Annotated in this window: 25 protein-coding genes and 1 pseudogene; 5 read left to right on the top strand and 21 right to left on the bottom strand. The window is 50.1% G+C overall.

Annotated elements, in window-relative coordinates; translation table 11 throughout:
- Window positions 1-17: 17 nt before the first annotated feature.
- The 6 genes and pseudogenes from LLG46_02055 to LLG46_02030 all read right to left on the bottom strand — a co-directional run bounded on the left by LLG46_02055 (window position 18) and on the right by LLG46_02030 (window position 7,102).
- Entirely contained in the window at window positions 18-1,583 is a 1,566-nt protein-coding gene (locus tag LLG46_02055) for an AAA family ATPase (protein MCE5322079.1), read from the bottom strand.
- Between the two features lie 141 nt (window positions 1,584-1,724).
- The gene (locus LLG46_02050; GenBank protein MCE5322078.1) at window positions 1,725-2,474 is read right to left on the bottom strand and encodes a 16S rRNA (uracil(1498)-N(3))-methyltransferase; all 750 of its coding nucleotides are present in this window, start codon (window positions 2,472-2,474) and stop codon (window positions 1,725-1,727) included.
- A gap of 38 nt (window positions 2,475-2,512) precedes the next feature.
- Window positions 2,513-3,394 (bottom strand): 50S ribosomal protein L11 methyltransferase, encoded by an 882-nt coding sequence (prmA, locus tag LLG46_02045; GenBank protein MCE5322077.1) that lies wholly within the window; start codon window positions 3,392-3,394, stop codon window positions 2,513-2,515.
- A complete protein-coding gene (dnaJ, locus tag LLG46_02040) occupies window positions 3,391-4,530 on the bottom strand; it encodes a molecular chaperone DnaJ (GenBank protein ID MCE5322076.1) in 1,140 nt (379 codons plus the stop codon). Before dnaJ ends, prmA begins: the two co-directional genes overlap by 4 nt.
- A 488-nt stretch (window positions 4,531-5,018) precedes the next feature.
- Window positions 5,019-5,198: pseudogene (gene rpoZ / locus LLG46_02035) on the bottom strand (DNA-directed RNA polymerase subunit omega).
- Window positions 5,199-5,419: 221 nt separating this feature from the next.
- Complete coding sequence (locus tag LLG46_02030; protein ID MCE5322075.1) at window positions 5,420-7,102, bottom strand: DUF3352 domain-containing protein; 1,683 nt, start codon at window positions 7,100-7,102, stop codon at window positions 5,420-5,422.
- Window positions 7,103-7,274: 172 nt separating this feature from the next.
- On the opposite strand from LLG46_02030, the gene wrbA reads away from it, so the two are divergent.
- The 3 genes from wrbA to LLG46_02015 all read left to right on the top strand — a co-directional run bounded on the left by wrbA (window position 7,275) and on the right by LLG46_02015 (window position 11,347).
- On the top strand, window positions 7,275-7,907 hold the full coding sequence (wrbA, locus tag LLG46_02025; GenBank protein ID MCE5322074.1) for an NAD(P)H:quinone oxidoreductase: 633 nt from the start codon (window positions 7,275-7,277) through the stop codon (window positions 7,905-7,907).
- Window positions 7,908-7,977: 70 nt separating this feature from the next.
- The gene (locus tag LLG46_02020; protein ID MCE5322073.1) at window positions 7,978-9,198 is read left to right on the top strand and encodes a GNAT family N-acetyltransferase; all 1,221 of its coding nucleotides are present in this window, start codon (window positions 7,978-7,980) and stop codon (window positions 9,196-9,198) included.
- A gap of 55 nt (window positions 9,199-9,253) precedes the next feature.
- Window positions 9,254-11,347 (top strand): hypothetical protein, encoded by a 2,094-nt coding sequence (locus LLG46_02015; GenBank protein ID MCE5322072.1) that lies wholly within the window; start codon window positions 9,254-9,256, stop codon window positions 11,345-11,347.
- A 167-nt stretch (window positions 11,348-11,514) separates the two neighbouring features.
- On the opposite strand, the gene LLG46_02010 is transcribed toward LLG46_02015, so the two are convergent.
- Window positions 11,515-11,844, bottom strand: a complete 330-nt coding sequence (locus tag LLG46_02010; GenBank protein ID MCE5322071.1) for a hypothetical protein — start codon at window positions 11,842-11,844, stop codon at window positions 11,515-11,517.
- Window positions 11,845-12,051: 207 nt separating this feature from the next.
- On the opposite strand from LLG46_02010, the gene accD reads away from it, so the two are divergent.
- A complete protein-coding gene (gene accD / locus LLG46_02005) occupies window positions 12,052-12,966 on the top strand; it encodes an acetyl-CoA carboxylase, carboxyltransferase subunit beta (protein MCE5322070.1) in 915 nt (304 codons plus the stop codon).
- Window positions 12,956-13,933, top strand: coding sequence for an acetyl-CoA carboxylase carboxyltransferase subunit alpha (locus tag LLG46_02000; GenBank protein MCE5322069.1), 978 nt, complete (start codon window positions 12,956-12,958; stop codon window positions 13,931-13,933). Before accD ends, LLG46_02000 begins: the two co-directional genes overlap by 11 nt.
- Before the next feature lie 34 nt (window positions 13,934-13,967).
- Here the strand turns inward: LLG46_02000 and LLG46_01995 are convergent, their stop codons facing one another.
- From LLG46_01995 to LLG46_01930, 14 genes are all read right to left on the bottom strand, one after another.
- On the bottom strand, window positions 13,968-14,543 hold the full coding sequence (locus tag LLG46_01995; protein ID MCE5322068.1) for an N-acetylmuramoyl-L-alanine amidase: 576 nt from the start codon (window positions 14,541-14,543) through the stop codon (window positions 13,968-13,970).
- Window positions 14,544-14,545: 2 nt separating this feature from the next.
- On the bottom strand, window positions 14,546-14,734 hold the full coding sequence (locus LLG46_01990) for a hypothetical protein (GenBank protein ID MCE5322067.1): 189 nt from the start codon (window positions 14,732-14,734) through the stop codon (window positions 14,546-14,548).
- A 10-nt stretch (window positions 14,735-14,744) separates the two neighbouring features.
- Window positions 14,745-15,053 (bottom strand): hypothetical protein, encoded by a 309-nt coding sequence (locus LLG46_01985; GenBank protein MCE5322066.1) that lies wholly within the window; start codon window positions 15,051-15,053, stop codon window positions 14,745-14,747.
- A 54-nt stretch (window positions 15,054-15,107) separates the two neighbouring features.
- Window positions 15,108-15,389: a hypothetical protein gene (locus LLG46_01980; GenBank protein ID MCE5322065.1), complete on the bottom strand. Its 282-nt coding sequence runs from the start codon at window positions 15,387-15,389 to the stop codon at window positions 15,108-15,110.
- A 4-nt stretch (window positions 15,390-15,393) separates the two neighbouring features.
- Window positions 15,394-15,705 (bottom strand): hypothetical protein, encoded by a 312-nt coding sequence (locus LLG46_01975; GenBank protein ID MCE5322064.1) that lies wholly within the window; start codon window positions 15,703-15,705, stop codon window positions 15,394-15,396.
- The gene (locus tag LLG46_01970) at window positions 15,706-16,131 is read right to left on the bottom strand and encodes a hypothetical protein (GenBank protein MCE5322063.1); all 426 of its coding nucleotides are present in this window, start codon (window positions 16,129-16,131) and stop codon (window positions 15,706-15,708) included. It abuts the gene before it with no gap.
- An 89-nt stretch (window positions 16,132-16,220) separates the two neighbouring features.
- Entirely contained in the window at window positions 16,221-16,442 is a 222-nt protein-coding gene (locus LLG46_01965) for a hypothetical protein (protein MCE5322062.1), read from the bottom strand.
- Between the two features lie 14 nt (window positions 16,443-16,456).
- Window positions 16,457-16,906 (bottom strand): hypothetical protein, encoded by a 450-nt coding sequence (locus LLG46_01960; protein ID MCE5322061.1) that lies wholly within the window; start codon window positions 16,904-16,906, stop codon window positions 16,457-16,459.
- 84 nt (window positions 16,907-16,990) lie between these two features.
- Window positions 16,991-17,887: a Mu-like prophage major head subunit gpT family protein gene (locus LLG46_01955; GenBank protein MCE5322060.1), complete on the bottom strand. Its 897-nt coding sequence runs from the start codon at window positions 17,885-17,887 to the stop codon at window positions 16,991-16,993.
- A gap of 116 nt (window positions 17,888-18,003) precedes the next feature.
- Window positions 18,004-18,420, bottom strand: coding sequence for a hypothetical protein (locus LLG46_01950; GenBank protein ID MCE5322059.1), 417 nt, complete (start codon window positions 18,418-18,420; stop codon window positions 18,004-18,006).
- Window positions 18,421-19,027: 607 nt separating this feature from the next.
- Window positions 19,028-19,771: a hypothetical protein gene (locus LLG46_01945; protein MCE5322058.1), complete on the bottom strand. Its 744-nt coding sequence runs from the start codon at window positions 19,769-19,771 to the stop codon at window positions 19,028-19,030.
- Between the two features lie 32 nt (window positions 19,772-19,803).
- Entirely contained in the window at window positions 19,804-21,012 is a 1,209-nt protein-coding gene (locus tag LLG46_01940) for a DUF935 domain-containing protein (GenBank protein MCE5322057.1), read from the bottom strand.
- Window positions 21,013-21,112: 100 nt separating this feature from the next.
- On the bottom strand, window positions 21,113-21,700 hold the full coding sequence (locus tag LLG46_01935) for a hypothetical protein (GenBank protein MCE5322056.1): 588 nt from the start codon (window positions 21,698-21,700) through the stop codon (window positions 21,113-21,115).
- A 134-nt stretch (window positions 21,701-21,834) separates the two neighbouring features.
- Window positions 21,835-22,608, bottom strand: a complete 774-nt coding sequence (locus tag LLG46_01930) for an MIP family channel protein (GenBank protein MCE5322055.1) — start codon at window positions 22,606-22,608, stop codon at window positions 21,835-21,837.
- Between the last annotated feature and the right edge of the window lie 23 nt (window positions 22,609-22,631).

Genomic DNA, 22,631 nt, shown 5'->3' with positions numbered 1-22,631 from the left:
AGGTGTTGGGTAATGAGTTACCCTTTGAATATTCTTACTCTTCTGTAGGGTTCTGTCCCGACGCTCTCTGATGTCAGGTCATACTTCTCCACCAACTGGTGCTGAATCCTCCTGATAAAGCTCGATTGCGGTGCAAGCTCTTGAGGCTCACCTGTCTCCACCAGCCGCTGGACGGCCTCTTCAACCTCACGCAGAGCCCCTTCTTCCTCATTGGATGGTCCAAGGTGGAAGATATCACGCATCACGCCCGCAATCTGCGCATATGTGTTACTCTTAATCACATATACGGGTACACCGCGGCGTTTTGCTTCCTGCAGCAGACCTATATCTTTGCGCTCATGCGTTTTCAGGGTAACGACGGCATTGGCCTCGCCGAGTTCCTTGATGATATACGCCGGGACTTTGAGTTCTTTAATTGCCCTTTCCAAGCGGTTCCGGCTGACACCATACGGGAAGACTTTTACAATCGCGGTCATCGGGTGTGTTTCGACAACCTCATGCTCGTGTTCGAGTCTGGACCTTTGAGACTCACCCCTGCTCACCAGGTCGCTCGGCTGAACTACTTCAACTTCGCCCTCGGGATTGCGGACTCTGATCTCAGGTCTTGGAGGCGCACCGCGCAGCATCTTGTCAACAATATCAGCCACATCGTGATGGATCGCCAGTTTGTCCATCTCCATGATCTCGATCAAGACGTCGAATGTGGGCGGAGCCTTGCGTTCAAGGACGGTCTTTTGAGTCCCGCGGCGTTTTGCTTCTTCATCGGACAGAGTAACGGTCTGGATCCCGCCCACCAAATCCGAGAGTGTCGGGTTCATCAGCAGGTTGTCAAGGGAGTTACCATGAGCCGTCGCAACCAGCATTACCCCCCGTTCGGCAATGGTTCGGGCGGCGAAAGCCTCCTGCTCAGTGCCTATCTCATCGATCACGATCACTTCCGGCATGTGGTTTTCAACTGCCTCGATCATCACGGCATGCTGCTGGTCGGGTGTCGCAACCTGCATTCGACGAGCATGACCGATGGCGGGGTGTGGGATATCTCCATCCCCTGCTATCTCATTGGATGTATCGACTATCACCACGCGCTTCTTAAACTCGTCCGACAGTATTCTGGCCACTTCTCTGAGCTTGGTTGTCTTGCCGACCCCGGGCCGCCCGAGCATCAGTATACTGCGTCCGCCTTCGACCACGTCGCGGATAATATCAATGGTGCCGTAGACTGCACGCCCAATGCGGCATGTCAGACCGACTATATGCCCCTGCCTGTTACGTATTGCCGATATTCGATGGAGAGTTCGTTCAATACCGGCACGGTTGTCCTTGCCGAACTGGCCGACTCGCTCGACGACGTAGGCTATATCCTCAGCTTTAACAGCGATATCGGATAGCTGCATCACTCTTAATGGAAACCGTGCTTCGGGTTCTCGTCCCAGGTCCATGACTATTTCAAGCAGGTCCTCCACATCTTCCTGTTCTTCCAGTCTCTGTCGAACCGGGGGCGGCAGGACATCCAGGAGTTGCTCCAGGTTGTCTGTAACCCTGAGCTGCTTTATTCCCAAGGTGTTTTTTTCAATAATCGCCATATTTTACAGGCTCCACTTTTGCAAATTTGGGTCATGCCGATTCAGCGGGAGCCATGCTCGCTCGGCACTCTAATTTTTCCTTCCCCACCTGCAGCCGAATTCCTGCAGGGTTGGATGTTGGAACCTGTGTCCATCACTCGATTACAATTCGCCTTCCAGCTCATAGAGTATTGCCGCGCACCCCGCAATCGCCGCCGTTTCAGTCCGCAGGACTCGTCTACCCAGGCTCACGCATACCGCCCCAGCAGACTTTGCGGATGCCACTTCACTTTCGATAAGCCCGCCTTCAGGGCCCACAATGAGCATGACAGACTCAGCCCCTGCATTTTTCCGCAACGCGCTCTTGATTCCGACACTTTGCTCTTCTTCCCATGCGATCAGCGCGAGGTCATATTTCTTTATCTCATCCGGCAACTCGGCAAAATCGACTATACCCGTCAGCTCGGGAATTCGAGCGCCACCGCACTGTTCCACTGCTTCAGATGCAATTTTGCGCCATCTGGCGAGCCTATCAGCGGTTTTGGATTCATCGAGCCTGGTCACGACCCTCTCCGAGTTCACTATTATATATCTTGATATTCCCAACTCGGCGCACTTCTGAACAATAAAGTCCAGCCTGTCGCCCTTAGGCAGGCAGATTGCTAGGGTGAGGCGCAGTCTCGGTTCGCGGTCGCAGGAGTTGGTTGTGATTATTCTTGTGGATACCTGCTCTTTCGTAATAGAGGATATCAGGGCGCTGTGTTCATTTCCCAGCCCATCGAGCAGACAGATCATATCGCCCTCTCTCAGGCGCAGGACTTTTGTGATCTGCCTTGCCGTCTCGCCTGTAATTACGGCGTCGGAGCCATTTATCTGATTGGGGTCTATTAAGAATCTGCGGTGATTAGCCATATATGTAGAGTAAAAAAGTCAAAAGGTTGTAAACTGAACTAATCCGGCTGCTTGAAGACCAGAGCCACCCAGTCGCCGCCCTGCCGCACTTCGTGCAGCTTCAGTCCAAGACTGGTCAGAGTGTCGATCACTTCCTGTGAGCGCTCGACTACGATTCCCGAAGCGATTAATATTCCACCGGGCCTAACCTTTGACGCGAGCCCTTCGGCCATGTCGATAATGACCTTCGCGATAATATTTGCCAGCACTATGTCGGCCTGGCCCTCAAATGCCGATGGCGAGTCTGCGCGTTCTATTTTAATCGTGTTGCCCAGATTCACTCGCTTTACATTATCTACTGCTGCTTCCACTGCCACCGGGTCGATCTCCAGCCCAACAACCCTCGCGGCACCGAGCCTTGCCGCAGCCATCGCAAGGATAGCCGAGCCTGTCCCCATGTCCAGAACGGTTTCGCCGCCTTTTACATAATCCTGCAGAGCTTCCAGGCAGAGTTTTGTGGTCGGATGACTGCCCGTTCCAAAGGCCATGCCCGGGTCAAGGTCGATCACAATATCGTCCGGCTGCGGATCATACTCTTCCCAAGTCGGTCTGATTACGACTCGGCCTATCTTTAGGGGCTTGAAAAACTTCTTCCACGCCGATGCCCACTCTTCGTCCTTAACTCGTTTGATAGTTATTTCATCACTTGCAAGGCTCAGCCCAAGGTCCGGCAGAGTCTTTACCCGCTCACTGATATTCTGCAGTCTGCCTTCAAGCCTGTCGTCAACCGGCAAATATCCGATGATGTCATTGGCTGTCTGTTTGTCGGATTTCACGAGACTGCTTGTGGCTGTTCCGCCGCAGCCTTCCTCGATAAGAATATTGCTGACAGCCTCTGCCGATTCACCAGTGGCGTTTACGGTAATCTCGACCCATCTCATAGTCCGTGTATGGCATCCTTCACTCGTTCAAAGAAATTTTTGCCCTGCGCTTCTTTAATGTCTTCTCCACGCAGTTCGGCGAACTGTTTTAGCAGTTCTTTTTCCTGGTCCGTAAGTCTTGTCGGAGTTTCCACACGCAGGACCACATTCTGGTCACCAGCCCGGCCACCGGTCGGGTCAGGCATGCCTTTACCTCTTAACGAGTAGACTTCACCGGACTGCGTCCCCGGCGATACATCCAATTCGGATGTGCCGTCTATAGTCCGCACATCGATCTGACCACCAAGGGCTGCCGTTGCAAACCCAATCGTAACTTCGCTCCAAAGGTCGCTGCCTCTGCGCTCGAAGTAGTCGTGTTTTTTTACATGAGTGATTATATACAGATCACCACTGGGTCCGCTTCTGCGTCCGGCATCGCCCTCACCTGAGAGGCGTATTCTCATACCACTGTCGACCCCGACAGGGATATCCACGTTCTTTTCGATTGTCTTGCGCTTTCTGCCCTGACCGGAACACTCTTTGCATGGCGAGCCTACAGTTTTTCCTTCACCATGACACTTGGGGCATGTTCCAATCCTGATCTGGGTGCCGAATATGCTCTGCTGCTGCTGCCTGACCTGACCGCTTCCGTGACATAGAGTGCATGTCTCAAGTTTGGTGCCCGGTTCTGCACCGGTGCCGCTGCATACTTGGCAAGTTTCCATCCGAGTATAGCGGATGCTGCGGCTGACTCCGTGTGCAGCCTCTTCGAGAGTCATTTCAAGGTCATAACGAAGATCATCTCCGCGTTCGGCTCCGGTTCGTCCGCGCGTCGCGCCGGCACTTGGGCCACCGCCGAAAAACATATCGAATATATCTTCAAAACCCCCGAAGCCTTCAAATCCACCGAATCCCTGACCTTGTGCTGCACCTTCGAGCCCCTGCTGGCCATATCGGTCATATATTTCACGCTTCTCCGGGTCTGAGAGCACTTGATATGCTTCGTTTATCTCTTTGAACCTTGCTTCTGCATCGGCGGCAGAGTTCACGTCCGGGTGATGCTGTCGCGCCAATCGCCTGTATGCTTTTTTTATTGTGTTCAGGTCGGCATCTCGCGCCACACCCAACGTTTCATAGTAGTCTTTTTTATTAACCATATCAAAATCCAACGACCGAGGAACGCATTGTCATCCTCGGCCGTTACGGTCCCCAAACAAAATATAAAATCAAAAATCCCAAATACTAAATGTGATTAGTCCTCCGAGTTTTCTTCCTCGTCGGCAATAATATCTTCGCCAATAGCATCAATATCTATATCTGGTTCTATGTCAGCCTTGGATTTTCGTTTGCGTTTGGGCTTTTCATCCAGTGCCAATTCGTCGTCCAAATCCTGCTCAACCACATCTTCGGTTTCACCTTCATCTTCGTCCAGCCCGAGATCAAGCGGCTCTTCCTCTTCTTCATCTTCGAGCTCATCAAGCTCGTCGTCCTCTGAGATATCCTCATCGAGTGTCAGAGTGGTTTCTTCCTCAACCGTCTCAAGTTCGAGCTCTTCCTCTTCTCCCTCAGGTCTTTCAGGGATCGCCAGCAACTGGGCAACTTCGGGTTCCTCGGCAACTGTCGTAATGACGTCTGTGTCTGGCACCTCGCATGTGATCTTGCCTGCAGCTATCTCCTCCAGAGCAATTGTCAGCGGATTTTTAGAGTCCGTGTTTATTAGAGGCTGCACGCCGCTCTTGATCTGCTTTGCTCGTTTTGCAGCAAGCACGACTAACGCATACTTGCTGCCCATGTTTTCAAGTTTATCTGCGGATGGATATATCATCTGTGGTTGTATCACCTCGTGAATTGTGACCCAAGCCGATTATACGGCTTGTCAGAGTCCGGTACACACAAATACCCAGAAATCACAAAATAGCGATTTCCCTACTCGTAAGATATTATACAATTTTTCCTGCATCTCGGCAAGAACAGAATGTAATTTGGCTATCTCGTCGGAACAACCTTGTCCCGAACAGAATTGTCAAGCCTAATTGCGCTGAGCTGTCAGCGCACTTTGAAGGGCATTACAGCTTTCATTTCGTATTTGGTGCCGGTTGAGCCAATCGTCACACCAAACGCACCGATTTTTTTGCTAACAGATTTAACAATTTTACGGTCACTGGCCGGGACATTTTGTGCAATGAAACCCATTGTCGAACCGGAGTCGCAGTATATTAGAGCGGTTGCTTTCTTCGGCAATAGTTTTGCCACGCTCTGGAATGACTTGCTTCTCACAATAGACGGAGACTTGCCTGCGGAAGTCATTATAGCGCTCTTTAGTCCCTCAGCCGTGTTGGACCCACTCAAATTCAGCAATAGACAATTGCCGGATATTGCATCGCAAAACACCCCACTCTGACCAAGTGGGACTATGGCTGCATCAACTCCTCCCACCTTGGCGGGCTTGATCTGAACAAAGCCAAAACCCGAGAGTGCAGTATGTATCTTTGTTAGCGAATTCCGCATGACATCGGGCTTATCCATTTTGAAAACTAACGTCATATTGCCGCAAATAGTATTCATCTTGAGAGGTCCCGTCGGGTCATAATATCCGCCGACTGCCGTTATCCTATCAAACAGGTCTGCATACGGATCGATTCCGATAAACTGCTGAATTTGGTTGGACATCATATTCATTTGTCCAGCTATCTGTGGGTTAGAGTCCATCTGGACTCTAAAGTCTTGCCAGGCATTATCGAATCCCGTAGTCGCAGCAACTACCGCTGCTCCCTTCGGAGCAAATGACGCTAGTTCTTCGATCGAGACACTATCGGACTGAATGGGCTTCTTCGTGATGCCCTTGAGGTGAAAACTTATTCCGTCCGCAGTTGCGTCGAAATTACCCACTGCGGCAACGTTGTTTTCAATCAGGTCCTTTATCATGTTATCCGCACCGGGGGCAAATTGTCCTGAGGCGATTTTGAAAGCCGGACCGATCAGCTTATAGTAGCTTTTGCCATTATAATAGACCGATGCAAACGTCGACCCGCCCTTCTTGCGCATGGTTTTGAAATATTCGTTGTCGGCAAGGTTCGACCGGCCTTTGGCGGTGTCCACAACAACCTTAAATGCCTCATCACTGTTGGCATAAACAATACCACTCTTTACCGCACCGACATAGCTGGCGATCCCAGTCGAATACGGATTTCGCGAACCCTCTGATGGGACATAGTAGTAATAAAAACCGTCATACTCCAATCTGTCGAATTTTACTTTCTTCTTATTTAGCTGATCGCCCAGCTTTGTCATAATCGCGTTTGAATCGTTTTCACCCCTGGTTCCAACAACGGCAATTATCTGCGGCAGCTTTCCTGTCATTGCAGGCAGCACTGCCGCAGCGCCCACGCCGCTCAAATGGCCAATAACATCACTCTTTATATCAATCCTAAGCTGCTTATTGACTTCTTCAAAGAACCTGTGTGTCGGGTCCTTTACACCTGCGTCCTTAAATATCGTTAGGATTGTCTTGAGTGCAGCTTCTTTTTCGGCTGTTTGTGTAAGGTCGACCGTCACGGCTGCAACTGCATTTGCAGGCACATATGTGGCGGGATCAACCGGGGACCTAAAGTATACAGCGATCATATAATAAGCCGCAAGACAAGATGCCGCAATCAGCAGCAGCACTACAACAAGAGGAATAGTCTTATTTCGACTTCTCGGACTCATAGTATTCAATTGCTCTTCCATTTGGTGGCCTCCAGCGACAAGATATTTTGTCGTTTTCTCTTTCAGACGCACTACAAGCCTGTATTCCACATTCATCCAATCAAATCAGACGAATTTGGTTTAGCAAGACCGCACAGAGCGGTAAATACCAACTCAGCAATATAATACCTGAAAATCAATTAGGGGGAAAGCTATGATGACAAATGTATTGGTTGTGTTCTACTCTCGCTACGGGAACACCAGGGCGCTGGCAGAAGCGATTGCCGAAGGTGCCAGAGGGGTAAGTGATGTGGATGTGCGCATCAGGAGAGCGGCAGACCTTGCTCCAGAAGAGGTAATTGCCAAGGATCCTCGCTGGGCTGCAGCCCGCAAAGAAATGATGAACACATATCAAGAACCAACCAACGACGACATGGAATGGGCGGATGCCATCTTTTTGGGGACTCCTACGCGCTATGGAAACCCAACGGCGGAGATGAAACTTGTAATCGATAAGACCGGACCGCTGTGGATGAAAGGCGCACTCATCGACAAAGTTGCATCGGTGTTTGTGAGCACAAGCACAGCTCATGGCGGCAATGAGTCGACACTACTTGCAATGCTCAATCCACTTATGCACCTTGGCATGATTATAGTGCCGCCGGGATATGCCGATCCGATTATGTTCTCGGCGGGCACACCATATGGTGTAAGCTCTGTAAGCGGACCTGAATCAGACCAGCTTCCAACACAGAACGATCTTGCAGCCGCACGTTTTTTGGGCAAGAGAACCACCATGCTCGCGTATATGATCAAACTCGGCAGAAAAACAATTTCAGACGATTAATATGCATTGTCTTCTCGCAGGAAGATAACGACGATTAATAGAATACTCCAGTTGAGGGGAGTGTAAATTTATGCCCGAATTAATTGTCAGAAATCCCACGCCTGCGGAAGTCGAAAAGGCAGCTGATATTGCCTATGTAGTCTTTGGCCAGGACCAAGATAAGTGGCAGAGTTCGTTTCATACGATTGCTGAGATGTTTGGCGAGAGGTTTATTCTGGTCTGCGAGGTCGATGGGGAACTTGTCTCCACATTGATCTGCACCCCAGGCCCGGTATATGTTGGTGATGCTGAAGTCAGCCACTCTGCCGTAGGTGCAGTGTGTACGCTCTCGCAGCACAGACGTCATGGATGTGCGCAGGCCTTACTTACCCAATGCGTAAAGCTCTTGCGTGAAGAAGGTATTTCTACTTCATCATTATGGCCTGCTTCATATGAGTATTATCGTAAATTTGGTTGGGAAGTGGGTTGTGAGGTAAGGACTTACACTGCTGATGCAAGCGCTCTTACTACTATCGGAGACCCTAGTAAAGCCCGCTATGCCTCACTTGACGACTTGCCCGAGATCAAGAAGATTTACGATAGTTGCGCCAGAGACTATAACTGTTCTACGCTTAGGTCTGATGATTGGTGGGACAGGATTGTACATATCAAAGAAAGTTTAGCATCTGTTGTCGAAACAGGCAGAAGGGTCATAGTCAGCATTGCTGACGACGGACAGCTTTCAGGATATGCGATATATGCAGTGCGCACAGAAGAAGAAAGAAAGCTGTTCTTTATAAGCGAGATTATGTGCCCAGATAATGAGCACAGACGGAATATTCTTGCAATGCTCGCATCCATTGAGCCCGACGCGAGGATCAGATTTAGTACCCCGGTTGATGACTTGTTCTTCCATGGGATTCCGAACCCGCGACTGATCAATGCGATGGTCAGGCCGTCCTTTGAGTTCAGGATAGCTGACCCCTTAAAAGCCATGGCTTCACTGAAACCGATGGAACACATATCCTGCAGCTTTACACTTTCGATAGACGATCCTGTCTTTGCGCATGGATTTGAATTTGATGTCAGGGCTAAAGACGGAAAAGTTGAAATCGATAAGCCACTGTCAAACAACAAGCTGCGAATGGATGTCCAAACACTCGCAAAACTATACACTGGCTATCTGGACCCAATGTATGCCTGGCAACTCGGCAAGATCAAGACAGATGGGGACGCGATGCGGGCCCTTGTGGATGCTTCAGGCGTATTTTCTCCACTCACTCCATTTCGCTCGTGGGTTGAACCGGGATAGTAAGAAATACTGCAGGTGCCCATCGTGTGCCTGTCTATAACCAAGAGGATTGTTAATGAACCTGGAGAGTTTTCATACCAGCAGATATCAGCTCGACTTGGAATATGATAATCGGCTGCAGAAAATAGTACTTAAGGACGCTTACACAGGCGTCCTTTTTGCGGACAGCGAATATAGATACTCAGCAATAGTCGAGTATGACGATAAGATCGTATATCTTGATGGGCTGTTCACACCCGTCATCAACGAAGAGATCACAAGCTCAGGCAAAGTCGTGACCATCACAGGCGTTTTAGGTGCGGCCGACGGCGGACAATTGGTAAGAGTGGCACATAAATTATTTCTGCCCGAAGGCGACGAGTACCTGGAAGAACAGATTACTATTCGTAACTTGGGAAAAAACGACCTTGTACTTCGCGGCTATCGGTTCGGATTTCGCAAGAAGCTTGAAAAACCCAGCCGTTATGGCGGTCCTGGAATAGACATTGAAGATTACAGGCTTGTTGCTCTCCCATTCAGGCTCCAAACTGACGGCAAAAAGCATGACTATCAGCTCGATGATCTCTATAAAGCCCGGTATGAGTGCTCAGAGAACCACCATCCACAGCGTTTGGCGCAGGAAGTAGTTGACAAGAGTAGAGCCAGATCTGAAGGATGGGCATGGACAGATGGCGAAAATGGACTGCTGATCATTAAGTATAATCCCGATTCCATAGAGTATTCTATGCTCGACACAGAGCTTCGTGAAGGCGCGAGGTACCTTACATTTGGCGGAGCGTCGGCGTCACTCTATGACGAGCCGACCGAGGCGCATAGTCTGAAGTCGGGCGCGGCTTTCATCTTTGGAAAGACTCGCTATCATTTTTATGAAGGATTGTGGAGACAGGGAAGCTATATGTTCCGCGAATTTATGAACTCGCGGGGACACGGTTTACCGGAAAATTATGATCCGCCTGTCCACTGGAACGAGCTTTATAACATCGGCTGGCACCACAACAATCGACAGGCTCTGGCACAGCATTGTTCAATTGAGGCGCTGGAGCGAGAGGCAGGCATGGCTCGCGATGTCGGCTGTGAGGCATTATACCTCGACCCAGGCTGGGAGGTCTGCGAAGGTGAGACCATTTGGGATACTGAGCGTCTGGGTGATACTGCAGAATTCGTAAAAACCATAGAAAACAAATATGGCCTCAAGACGGCATTTCGCACGATCGGCCGCAGCTATTGTAATAGCTATCCTGATATGTACGCTCATCGCGCGGACGGCAACATAGGCTACTACTGCAAGCCAGACGATTACAAGCCCTTTTATGAACCGTGTGTATGCTACACTCGGTATCAGGAGGAGAAACTCCAGAGAATTCGCAAGCTCGCAGATGCAGGAATGAGCTTTGTAATGTTTGATGAGTTCGACTGGCGAGGAGCATGCTATGACCCGAATCATGGCCACCCGGTACCCACCACCCCAAATATGCATGCGCGGGCGGTTGTAGAGCTTTCTCGCAAGCTCCATGAGAGCCATCCAAATATACTGACAGAAGTGCATGATCCGGTGTGGCCATGGGGTGTACGTTACTTGCCGATGTACTATCTGCATGGCGGTGGAGTCTTCAATGAAGCGTGGGCATTCGAGTTTATGTGGGACCCATTCGAGGACCTGCTCTCGGGTAAGGCATTGAGTCTCTTCTACTACAACTTGTGCTATGAAATTCCGCTATACCTGCATATCAACATGGATAAGGACAATGACAACTGCCTCGCGTTCTGGTGGTATGCAAGTACGATACGGCATCTGGGCATAGGCGGCGGCAAGGATAATCCGGCACGATTTGAAGCATATAAACAGGCAATGATGCAGTATAAGGAACTTAAGGACCTATATTGTCGAGGCAGGTTCTTTGGGATAGATGAACTCACTCATATACATCTGCTTGCTGAGTCCGGCAGATGTGTGGTGAACTCATTCAATCTCACTGACACACACGTCTCACGTAAAGTAGCGTTGAGGTTAAGTGACTTGGGACTCTATGAAGACGTGGCTGTGGACGGATCAGCCTACGAACTTGTCGGGGACAAACTAATCCTCGATCTTCAAATACCACCGTTCAGCCCTATAATAGTTAAGGTCTTCTTTAAACTGGTGAGCTGAAGCACATGCGATCCCTTTGCCCGCATTATTCACGAGAAACGTGAATAATGCTCTCGGAGACCCGTATTATGCGCTTTACGCATAATACGGGTTAGGATAGAATGGCCCGAAGGGATCGCGCCTTACCAACCATCAATTACTATTTCCTGTTACCTATTACCTATTTCTCAGAAATTGCTGCTCGGCTGAAGCCAATATGACGCATTCCACCCATATGGCCAGCCGACTGGTATCTGGCCTGCACTGCAGAACGCTCCGCATCTTGCCCATGGGTCGACCCGGACTATGGTAGGGGCTGTATATGGACAAGTGTTACATGCAGGCGCTCTCACTTCGCACAATGGTGTTCTATCCCATGCAGGAGCCTGACAAGTCGGGCAAACTGTGCTCAAGTCCGGCTGACCGTAGCATGCTCTACACTCAGCGCCCATAGCCGACATTGAACCCGCAGTAATGGCAATAATAGCCGCGAAGGCAAATACATATGCTATTTTCATTGAAGCACTTCCTAAAAGAGATTAACCAGTTCTCATGTGAAGTTTACCCACCTGATTCGGCGAAAACCCGACAATCTGTTATAATAGATCAAATAGGTATTAGGTGTTGGGTTTAGGATGCCGGAGATTGGAGAGTAACTCCGGTTTCTTTTACCTAACCCGCATTATTCACGAGGAACATGAATAATGCTCTCGGAGACCCGTATTATGCGTTTACCGCATATACGGACTAAGTGGGAGGTGTTGCAGGATATGACGCCTGGACCATGGTTTGGACTAAAGGACAAGGCTGCACGTAAAACTGCTCGAAAGAGCGTGGATGCGCTGCCCGATGGACTGTGGACAAAATGCCCGAAGTGCAGCGAAATACTGTTCAATAAGGAACTGGAAAAAAATCTGCGCGTCTGCAGCAAGTGTGGATATCACTACAAACTCGGAGCCCTGGAACGCATCGAGATTACGATAGATGATGGGACGTTTGTCGAGATGGATGCAGGCCTTACGGCTGTCAATCCACTGGATTTCCCCGAGTATGAGACCAAGATCGCCAAAGGCAGAATGATGTCCGGCCTCAGCGAGGCTATAGTGACAGGAACCGGCGAGATAAACAGAATCGAAGTGGCGCTCGGTGTGGCGGACTGCAGGTTTATGTGCGGAAGCATGGGCAGTGTTGTCGGTGAAAAGGTAGTGCGGGTTATTGAGCATGCCATAGAGAATAAGCTGCCTGTGATCCAGTTTACCACATCAGGCGGCGCAAGGATGCAGGAAGGTATTCTTTCACTAATGCAGATGGCCAAAACTGCTGCGGCATGCGCACGACTGAGCAAGGCCGGCCTGCCGTACATAGTCGTCTTCACAGACCCGACTACTGCAGGTGTGCATGCCAGTTATGCATCAATAGGCGACTTTATATTCGCCGAGCCTGGAGCATTGGTAGGTTTCGCAGGTGCCAGAGTTGCCCAGCAGGCCGGTGTCATCCATCGACCGGACAACTTCCAGACATCAGAGTTCCAGCTCGAACACGGCATGATCGACAGGATTGTGTCGCGCAGAGAACTCAAGTCCACACTCATAAAGGTGCTGCAGTTCTGCGGCTGTAAGGAGAAGGAAGATGCCGCCTAGCGAATGGAATGTGCTTGATTTTGAAAAACCTATTGCAGAACTCGACAACCAGATCACTGAGATTAAAAGGCTCACCATGGAACGCGGTGAAGACCGCTCTGACGATATCGCAACTCTTGAAAAAGACCGTGACAGACTCTTGGCTGAGATATTTGCAAACTTAAGTACGTGGGATAGAGTATTGCTGGCGCGTCACCCGAAGCGGCCATATACGCTCGACTACGTCAGGGTGATGTTCGATGATTATACAGAGCTTTCGGGCGACAGACTCTTTGCGGACGACCATGCAATGGTGGGGGGTATCGCCACGCTCGACGGCAGGCAGATCATGTTTGTCGGCCAACAGAAAGGTCGCGATCTTAAGGACCGTCAGTATCGCAACTTCGGCAGCGCCAAGCCCGAGGGATATAGAAAAGCACTCAGGCTGATGAAGATGGCAGAAAAATTCAAAAGGCCGGTTATCTGCCTTGTGGATACACCCGCCGCAGACTGCAGTGTCGGCTCGGAAGAGCGGGGTATAAGCGAGGCGATTGCCCGCAATCTGATGGAGATGTCGACTCTGGAGACGCCAGTAATTTCTGTTGTCATAGGTGAAGGCGGCAGTGGAGGCGCATTGGGTATTGCAGTTGCCGACCGTGTTTTGATGCTCGAACATGCAGTCTACTCTGTAATACCACCTGAAAGCTGCGCGGCTATCCTCTGGCGTGACCCGACAAAGCATAGAGAAATGGCTGAAGCCCTGAAGGTAACCAGCCGCGATGCTTTGAGACTTGGTGTAATAGACGAGATAATCGCTGAGCCGCCGGGTGGCGCTCACAGGAATGTGGATATTGCCGCACGGAATATAAAGACTGCGCTTATCAAGCATCTGGACCAGCTCGAAAAAGTAAAAACACCAAAGCTTTTGGATGAGCGTTACAAGAAATTCAAAAGCATGGGTTCCTTTAAGGAACCATCCGAACAATAAATCAAGATGAGGCCGTCTTGCGACGGCCTCACTTTTATTTGATGCACTGTATGCATGCTTTAGCAATCTCAATCGAAACAGCTTCTCGGAAGAATTTGTCTTTCAGATGTGCGGAATCGCTGACATTCGTCAGGAAGCCGATCTCGAGGAGCACGGCGGGCATGTGCTTATATGTATCTCTGAGCACTCTAAGTTTGGTATGCTGACTCTGCGAGTCCCACTTCACACCACGATTGGCCATTCCTTTTCCAACCACGCAGGTGACCAGGTCCATTGCTATTTCAGCACTGCGTGTATCTGCTTCGGCTACAAAGGCCTCAACTCCCTGCGCGCTGGATGGACCGGCATTGCAGTGGATCGAAAGAAAGAGGTCACACTTGCCTGCGACCGCCATCTTTCCGCGTGCCGACAGAGCCGTCATTGTATCATCCGAACGGGTATAGAGTGTGTGATATCCAGCAAGCCTTATGTGGTGGCCGATCCTTTTGACAAAATCAAGCACTATCTCGTCCTCAATCAGGCCATTTGCAGCCGCACCGGTGTGTGATGACTTCCCACGGCAGCCATGCCCTGCATCGAGTGCTATTTTTATTACAGAACTTTTTCCCAAAATTAACCTCCGCCTGTATATTTTTCAGGCTCTGCCTCAAAGGCATCACGGCATTCTTTTGAGCAGAGGCGATATGTTTCGCCATTGTGAAAGAGGGTATAGCCCTCGATTGGTTTGGCACCGCTGAGCATATATAGTACCTTGCCATCGCCAGAGAGTTCGACTTTACAAACCGGGCACTTGACCATCATCGAGTTCCTCCTATTTGGCAAGTTTCCTGATGCGTGCGGTGATGTAATCAACAACAGCCGCAGCAGTCTTGCTGCTCACGGCCACACCATATTTTGCGCTGATAGTCATAATCGCGTTGATTGCCGTTTCGCGGCGCTCGGCAGCAGTATCGACTGCATCATATAGCTCACGTATAGAGTTTGCATCGAGTTTTTCGAGTACCTCTGCTACTGCCGTGGGAATATAAGTCCCGAGCGGTGATTTAAGCAGATAAGCAACGACCAAGGGCACAAGATAGCCCAGTGAACTGATAATGATGTGGAGTATCTGTGAGTCCATATTGTCCTCCTGTAACAAGAAAGCCCGCCTTTCGATAAAGGCGGGCATCACAAATTAAAACCGGGTGACCAAGTATAAGATTAGAGCGCCGTAGACAGTTACTGATATGCTCCAGAGCAGGTTCAGACTGATTGCCGAGGCACGGCTCTTCCAGAGTTTTTCTATCTGCTGTTCGGCGCATTCGACACGGGCATGTTCCGCGGCACAGTGCGCTGTTTCACCTCGTGCGATCTGGGAGATTTCGTCTTTTATGTGAGCGATGTCATTTGTCGCTATCATAAGCAGTTCATGGTCTGACATCTGTGATAGTTGTTTGAGTCTCTCGTTTGCAGTCATATGATCACTCACCCCAATGCACAAGAATCGCCAGCTTTACCACGCAAACATCTCCGATACGATGCTGGGAAATTCGTGCGACCGTATAGGAGCGTCCATCGCGAGTGAGTGTGTCATCAACGTTGATATCTGCATCTCCCTGAGTTATCAGAAGCAGTCCCGGATGTCCGACGCCCAATACCTCAATGTCGTCGAGATATGTGTTCATAGTGGATGAGCTGAGCATGCGGAAGATGCCCTGGTATGTCCCTCCGGTAACGGTAAATGACTCACCGTATTTGGCCAGTTTCTTCTTTACACGGTCCAGAAAAGACATCTACCACACCTCCTCGTCATTTGAAAAGCAGGTGTCGGTATCGATGGTCGTGGAGTCGAAAGTGCTCTCAGACATCATCGGCAGCATGCTTTTCAGATAAGGAGCCAGTCGCGAAGCTCCCTGCTCTATCAGGTCTACCCCACGCAGAGACGGTGAGCCTATCGTCACACCTCCCGCTGAAAAATCTTCAGACGCGCCCGCTTCCCTGCCAAGCTGCTCGATAAATTCACCTGTAATGATTTCGAGCATTCCCAGCTTAAGAGTGGCCTGAAGGTTGGCGTTAGTATCGTTAAGATAGACATCTGCTATGGAATACTGCAGCGCAGACTGCATCTCCGTGATAAGTGAGGTGATGGAAGTATCGTAGGTGCTCGAGTCGATCATGGCCTTGCGCTTGACATCTGCAGCAGTTATTGTAATAGCCATGGGTGGCCCTCCTTTGGTTGCTGAGAGCGGAGAGTGGAGAGCGCTGTGTCATACCAGTCACCGCTCGGTCTATTGCAGGCTGATTTGTTTTACAATATCCCAGATGCATGCCATGCGTCGAAGAACCGCTTATATCCTTTGGTTGTGCCATCACCGTTGTCATCGGCTTCACATAGCTCGGCGTAGCTGCCATCTGTTGACCCGAATAATGTTTCAAAATCGGTAATATCCACGCGCTGGTATTGGTCAAGCACAATAGTGTTTCCAGATATCAGACCGGCATTTGCAAGATTAGAAATCAACTGTTCCATTCAAATCCTCCTGTCTATCCAAAGAACGCAATTTTGAGCCAATAGTCACCTGCGGATGAGCCTGTGTTCTTTATCCTTAGTTGAATTGACTCGCTGCATAATATTGGACTGGTGGTAAGCATGTCGCGCCAGTAACCGCTGGCAACGGAGAACACATTGCTGATTGTCCCTTCAACCTCAGACACATTTCCCTCGTCGTCTATGCGTGACAAATACAACGTGCCTGTGGAGTTGGATTTATAGAAATACAGAGCATATCTAGTCCATGCCAAATCTGTAATGACGACCGGCGTGGTATATGCACCAGCTGCGATCGTATAGCCGTTTCCACCTTCATTGCCATCCACCAGCGATCTCATGCCCGCATACCTGGAAGTGACCTCAACTCGTAGTCGGCCATCTCCGGTGGTGGTAACATCCTGCACGAGATTCGTGTCTTCATTCAAAGCCGTTATCATTCTCATATCACCTCCAAAAATGCCTCCAGGCTTTTTGCCCGGAGGCACAATATCTCACCAAATACTCAATCTCAAATACTCAATACTAGATCAAGAGACTTGACTTCCATAGGCCATCTGCCAGAGTCCATAACCTGCATTGTAGCGGGCACGAACACCATAGATATACTGGTCGCGCATAAAGCCGCTCTCTGAGTCGGCTTCAAGCGCCGCGAACTCTATGGGCATTCTTGACTGCAGGATCACAGGTTTTACAATTCCCTTGGTAGAGAGGACAAACCAGTCATTTGTGTCCGTCAAATATGGCGACACCAGCAGGTCGAGTTTGCCCTTAAGTACGTTTGATGCCTGCTTGGTGTTGTCGGTCGGCCAGTAGGTCGATTCCAGCAGTTCCATAGCTGTCCACTGCAGATCCGGCGGCACTACGAGCAGGTCAGGTACTATACCGAGGAACTTGCCGCGGTCGTCTTTGTATTTCATCATTGCCGTGATCGCTGCCTGAAGCGCGGATGCGTCAAGGGCAGTAGTGCCCTTGTTTGACTGCGTGCCGCTCTCACCTTCGGAGTGATCCGTATCGAAGAAATACTGACCGTCATAGCAAGTGGTCGCGAAACCGTTCTTCAGAAGGGTGAAGACCAGCTCGTCGACATGGCGCTTGGCCTCGCGGGCAAGTGACTGCACACGCAGCCTGATCTGACCGAATTTGTCGTCCTCGATAGCCTCACGCTCGACGGCTATTGAAGACTCCCAGGTCTTATTCTTGATTGAATAGCTGTGCTCCAGCAAGCCCAAGGGCATCCTCTCATCCTTGAACTCGCGCATATTCGGCACTGCTCCCAGCCAGGGGTAAGCCTCCTCGTCGGATTCAGACGGAACTATGGTCGCGATGCGCTCATAGTTGCCGATCGTTGCATCCATCGCTTCAAAGAATACTGTTTTCAGCCCGTCCTCGAGCAGGTTGGGCATATCTGATTTTGTAAGCGGCATTTTTAGCTCCTTTCAAATATAAGTTACAGTTGCAGTTTACTATTGAGTGTTGAATGCCGGAATGGCGTGGCATTTACAAGGAACACAAAACTTAAACTCATAACACAAAACAGTGCTTAGCTTGCGTAACGGTCGATCCTGATCCTGACGCTGGTCGTGGAGATTGACTCGACTGCGACACCGGCAACAATATTGTTGCTTGTTGCAGCATCAGTGACTGTCTGGTTGTCGGCGATTTTGAATGTGACGCCGACATCTGTCTGAGCGCCATTGGCTCCGCCGTCGACAAATACGAATGTGCCTACAGTCTCGACTCTGATATTGAGCGCTCCTGCAGTTCCTGCTGAGTTGTCCACAGTCTCATATGCTACGCCTGCGAATGTCTCGCCGGAGGTATCCGTGGCATTGGTGGTATAACCCGCTGCGTTGATGTTCACCAGCGCTCCTTTTGGGATTTTGACGGCTGCCATCGGGTAGGATATGATCTCGCCGTCCTTTCTCTTTGCTTCTCTTGCGGTTGTTGTTGCTGTCATGGTATGCTCCTTTCGATATACTTGTGTCGGCGCGTCACATCTCAACGCGTCGGTGTGTTGCTGATTTGTGCGCGAACAATACTTAAGGCGACGTCGTCATACAATCACTTTAGGCAATGGCGAGGAGGCGAGCGATATGCCCTGGTGCCCCAAATGCGGGACGGAATATCGAGACGGGTTCGATACATGCGCTGACTGCAGAGAAGCACTTCGACAAAACAACCCATCAACCTTCAGATCTACCCAACAATTTACTGGGTCAGGACATCCATTGGCACAGCTAGCCACTGTTTGGCTTCTATTGACTGGTGTGACGTTTGTATTGTTGATTACACATTTCCTTGAGTTAATACTGGTAGCAATGTTAATCTCATTCTGCGTTGGATATATAGGTGGATACTGGTTCTGTCCACGTTTACTTCCTGCTGCCTGGCTGGTTGCAGTTGCCTCTGTGCTTGTTTGGAATGCAATAGCTTCGGCAGTAGTTGCTCCGCGTTCGATCGGATTCGCGATATTCATTGCCGTCATATCGGGATTGATGACAATAATTCTTGGAATTGGCGTTAGGACTAGAAATAGGCGCTAGATTTCTGTCCTCTGCTCTCAACTATCTCCCACGATATTTTTCCACCTGCCCACTTGTGACCCCGAGCTTTGCGAATATCTCAGGCTCATCGACATCAGCTTCAGCAGTTGCAATTTCTGAAAACTCGATCACCTTGGGCTGAGACTCCAGAAACCATCTGAAAACCTGGCTCACAGGCGTAACCGAGCCGCCGAATGTGATTACATTTGAGTCTTCAGAGCGGAGCAGTGCCTTGGCAAATACTTCAGACGCTGGAGTGAGCTTCCCGGAACGCTTGAGATCGTCAATAACACTCTGTGCATTCTTATCTGCAAGCTCAGCCCTGAGCCTGTCTACCTCGGGATCATCAATATCAGAGCTGAATTCTGCATCTACTTCAATCTCACTCTCATTGATCTGAACCGTATCATCCGCACTGAAGACTGCTGCGTCTGCGATCCTCGGCTCACGCACAAGAGAAACCTCGGCTATTGCGCTTTTGTCCTTCTTTATTGCGACGGAGAGCCGCTTCGCATTCGCCTCCTTGATAAGCTCCCATGCAGCGCTAGTAAAGCACAGCCTTCCGAAGAGCTCTTTTCCCTTGCGATAGACAGACTTGAGCATCCCGATAGCGCCGTCAAACGGCGTGGATGTATGCTCAATCCGCACGGGTGCATTGCTGGTTCCCTCAATCAGCGAGTCGAGATCCTCTTCGGTGATTTCAATCCCCCTGTCCGGGTATGCGCCGGCTTCAAAGAGCTTGGCTTCTCGTTCGATTGTATCCATATCTTCTCCTTTCACATTTTGACATAGTGACGTTACGACGCAATAGGCAGACCCAAATACTCGCGTATCCAACCCTCGTCGGGTCGGATCACTTCGCCTGAGATGAGCTTTGTGACTGCATTCGACAGCGATTCCAGGTCTTTGTCCTCCAGAGGTCCCAGGCTGAATGTCGGATACGCACTGACTTTGAAGTTATAGTCGACCAGCCGCCTGATAATCTGCTCACGCATGACGCTCTCTTCCAGGTCTCGCTTGAGCTTTTGCAAGCACATCTTAAGCACGTTCAAATGGACATTTGCCATGGCATATGAACCTGTGCCCGCACCTTCGTCAGTAACCATTGTCTGGGCGAGGATGGCCTTAGCAATCTGCCTGTCGTGAAACTCGATTGCATCCAAATACCCGGCTTCGCCGCCGCGCTGGGCCTCGATAAGCTCAATCTGCACATCCTCTGGTATCACGATCGCCGTCTGCTGCTGAATCTTGTCGAGTATCTTCAAAAGGTCATCCTGAGCAGTCTTGGGCGTGCCTCGTTTGTAGCTGCCCTTGGCTGTCGGTGAGCCATATTTTTCGAGGTAGACATTCAAGAACCGCATCAGCACGTCCTTGCTCCAGAAGTGCTTGTAGGCTGCGCGCAGGTCTGATGTGCCGTAGGGTGACTCATATCTGGGCAGATATGAGTAGATTGCAAATTTCTCAGGTGGAAGGTCTTCCTTGCCTCCGCACGTCCTTTGCAGCGAACGCACATTCATGAACTCATCCGTATCGAACGTAAATGTAGAGGGGTCCTTGCTCTTGATCGAGGCGAGCCCGATCAATCCATCATATGGTGAGCCCTCAATCACGCGATAGTTGATCTCCATAACACTGAAGCCCTTCGCCAAAGCATCGAGAACGTTGTAGAGCACATCCAGAATCGATCCGCGCATATCCTCAAATGCCCATCGTACGAAGTCCGCGACACGAATGTCCTTTAGATCACTTGACGCCGGGTGCACCTCCCAGCCATGCGAAAGCACGGCGAATTTCTTAATCATAAGGCAAGCATGCACCTGTGTGTCACGCTGCATCTGATCGTAAATACCGTAGCCACGTTTACCTATCAGGTCATCGGGGTTATACGGCATAATCGAGCCGATGGCGGATGTAACTGATCCTCTGGCGGATGCGAGTTCGCTCAGGGGTGGCGGCTTCCTGGAGCGGAGCTTATCCCTGAATTTGGATAGAACCGATGTAGACATATACAGCCTCCTGTTGGGAAATGTGAAATAAATCGGGCATAAAAAAGCGCCCCTGCATCTGCCTGCAGAGGCGCATGTTGAAAGATTCGTTGATTATAGATTAGTTGCCGAACACTGATTTGAATTTTGTCCAGTAGTCCGGCTCTCTGTTTTGATAACCACCGGGAATCATAAAGATATCTTCGCGCTGCTTGTTCTGTTTAATGTTGCAATATTGAATTACAAACCTCTTGCCGAGTCTTTCTGATGCAATCTTCACCGGCACTTTCAACTTTTCAGAGTACCATCGGGTCTCCTTGCCTCCCATAGTCGGATAGACTATTTTTCTGCACTTTACCCCATCGATTTTAGCTATGCCGCAGTCTGCACCTTGCCATGAAGCACATTCGGATTGGCAATTCAACAAATTATATGGCACTTCACGCTGTAAACTCCAATAGAGCTTTAGATCCGAATCGTAATACCAGATTGTCGGGCAGCCGTTTTGGGCAAGCATCGTCATAAACGTTTTGCCGCCCTCCTTTATGTCCATACGTATGTAATCGCCTTTAACAAACACTCTACCACTAGAGAGCTTGTCTCCCACTTTGATTTTCAGATCAGCGCAAAACTCTGCTGCGTTGCACGCGCAGTATGATGCAACAAAAAGAATTACAAAGATAAACGACCGCACCAGTCGATGTGCCATATGAGCCTCCCGGGACGCACGATTTTCACAATTGTTCATTCCACATAAAGGCTGATACAGCACAACCAAATGAAAGTGCCCCTGCGGATAGACCGCAAGAGCGCTGGTTGGAAATCACTATATAGTAATTCGCGTTATGTTGCTCCTGCCTCACCTGCCCTGCCAAGGACACTGGTTTCTTCCTCAGGTGCAGGAGCCTTTGCTGCAAATATGAAGTAGTGATAGATCATAGCCGCAGCAACAGCCCCGACGACCGGACCGACCAGATACACCCATACGCTGGTGAAGTTGCCAGACATAATCATCGGACCGAGTGTGCGCGCAGGGTTCACAGACCCTCCACTCACCGGTCCACCGATCAGGACACCGACACCGAGCGCAAATCCTATCGCCAGGCTTGCAGTGGTCATATTAGCCCGCTCGTCTGTCGAGATCGAGACGATAGTGAAGAGCAGGATAAAGGCTATGATAACCTCCATCAGGAATGCCTGCAGTTCGCTTGCCATGGCGGTAGGATATGTGGCAGCGAGAAAGGCTGTATTTCTGGCTGCATCTCCAAAGGTTGCCCACACTGCCGCCGAAGCAGCAATTGCTCCCGCAATCTGAGCGATAATATAGGTGACCACATACTTTCCCGGAAACCGCCCAATACTATAGAGTCCAATTGTGACTGCAGGATTGAAGTGCGCGCCTGATATATGGCCTAGTGCGCCTATCAGAGCCACCAGCACCAGCCCGAATGTGAGCCCTACCGAAAGCGAGTTGAGCGGCATTCCGGCGATTGGCCGGCTGAGTATAGCCGAAGTGGCTACGGATGTGCCTGCAAAGACGAGAATAAAAGTCCCGATAAACTCTGCAATGCTTGCGCGCATCATATTGTCTGTGCTTGAAGTGTTGTTGCCCGGCATGATAAGACCCTCCCAGAGTAATG

Source organism: bacterium, from assembly GCA_021371935.1.
Lineage (GTDB): Bacteria > Armatimonadota > UBA5829 > UBA5829 > UBA5829 > UBA5829.
Note: the sequence above shows the minus strand (reverse complement) of the source record. Positions and strands in the feature narration are given on the sequence as shown.

What these genes read in the sequence shown, in the direction of transcription:
- LLG46_02020 (MCE5322073.1), top strand. Translation starts at nt 7,978, where the DNA reads ATGCCCGAATTAATTGTCAGAAATCCCACGCCTGCGGAAGTCGAAAAG.
- LLG46_01955 (MCE5322060.1), bottom strand. Translation starts at nt 17,887, where the DNA reads ATGCCGCTTACAAAATCAGATATGCCCAACCTGCTCGAGGACGGGCTG.
- LLG46_01990 (MCE5322067.1), bottom strand. Translation starts at nt 14,734, where the DNA reads ATGATGGTCAAGTGCCCGGTTTGTAAAGTCGAACTCTCTGGCGATGGC.
- LLG46_01945 (MCE5322058.1), bottom strand. Translation starts at nt 19,771, where the DNA reads ATGGATACAATCGAACGAGAAGCCAAGCTCTTTGAAGCCGGCGCATAC.
- LLG46_01965 (MCE5322062.1), bottom strand. Translation starts at nt 16,442, where the DNA reads ATGGAACAGTTGATTTCTAATCTTGCAAATGCCGGTCTGATATCTGGA.
- LLG46_01935 (MCE5322056.1), bottom strand. Translation starts at nt 21,700, where the DNA reads ATGGCACATCGACTGGTGCGGTCGTTTATCTTTGTAATTCTTTTTGTT.
- LLG46_01970 (MCE5322063.1), bottom strand. Translation starts at nt 16,131, where the DNA reads ATGGCTATTACAATAACTGCTGCAGATGTCAAGCGCAAGGCCATGATC.
- LLG46_01940 (MCE5322057.1), bottom strand. Translation starts at nt 21,012, where the DNA reads ATGTCTACATCGGTTCTATCCAAATTCAGGGATAAGCTCCGCTCCAGG.
- LLG46_02010 (MCE5322071.1), bottom strand. Translation starts at nt 11,844, where the DNA reads ATGAAAATAGCATATGTATTTGCCTTCGCGGCTATTATTGCCATTACT.
- LLG46_01960 (MCE5322061.1), bottom strand. Translation starts at nt 16,906, where the DNA reads ATGAGAATGATAACGGCTTTGAATGAAGACACGAATCTCGTGCAGGAT.
- LLG46_01980 (MCE5322065.1), bottom strand. Translation starts at nt 15,389, where the DNA reads ATGACTGCAAACGAGAGACTCAAACAACTATCACAGATGTCAGACCAT.
- dnaJ (MCE5322076.1), bottom strand. Translation starts at nt 4,530, where the DNA reads ATGGTTAATAAAAAAGACTACTATGAAACGTTGGGTGTGGCGCGAGAT.
- wrbA (MCE5322074.1), top strand. Translation starts at nt 7,275, where the DNA reads ATGATGACAAATGTATTGGTTGTGTTCTACTCTCGCTACGGGAACACC.
- LLG46_02050 (MCE5322078.1), bottom strand. Translation starts at nt 2,474, where the DNA reads ATGGCTAATCACCGCAGATTCTTAATAGACCCCAATCAGATAAATGGC.
- LLG46_01975 (MCE5322064.1), bottom strand. Translation starts at nt 15,705, where the DNA reads ATGTCTTTTCTGGACCGTGTAAAGAAGAAACTGGCCAAATACGGTGAG.
- LLG46_01930 (MCE5322055.1), bottom strand. Translation starts at nt 22,608, where the DNA reads ATGCCGGGCAACAACACTTCAAGCACAGACAATATGATGCGCGCAAGC.
- LLG46_02030 (MCE5322075.1), bottom strand. Translation starts at nt 7,102, where the DNA reads ATGGAAGAGCAATTGAATACTATGAGTCCGAGAAGTCGAAATAAGACT.
- LLG46_01950 (MCE5322059.1), bottom strand. Translation starts at nt 18,420, where the DNA reads ATGACAGCAACAACAACCGCAAGAGAAGCAAAGAGAAAGGACGGCGAG.
- LLG46_02000 (MCE5322069.1), top strand. Translation starts at nt 12,956, where the DNA reads ATGCCGCCTAGCGAATGGAATGTGCTTGATTTTGAAAAACCTATTGCA.
- LLG46_01985 (MCE5322066.1), bottom strand. Translation starts at nt 15,053, where the DNA reads ATGGACTCACAGATACTCCACATCATTATCAGTTCACTGGGCTATCTT.
- LLG46_02015 (MCE5322072.1), top strand. Translation starts at nt 9,254, where the DNA reads ATGAACCTGGAGAGTTTTCATACCAGCAGATATCAGCTCGACTTGGAA.
- prmA (MCE5322077.1), bottom strand. Translation starts at nt 3,394, where the DNA reads ATGAGATGGGTCGAGATTACCGTAAACGCCACTGGTGAATCGGCAGAG.
- LLG46_02055 (MCE5322079.1), bottom strand. Translation starts at nt 1,583, where the DNA reads ATGGCGATTATTGAAAAAAACACCTTGGGAATAAAGCAGCTCAGGGTT.
- accD (MCE5322070.1), top strand. Translation starts at nt 12,052, where the DNA reads ATGCGTTTACCGCATATACGGACTAAGTGGGAGGTGTTGCAGGATATG.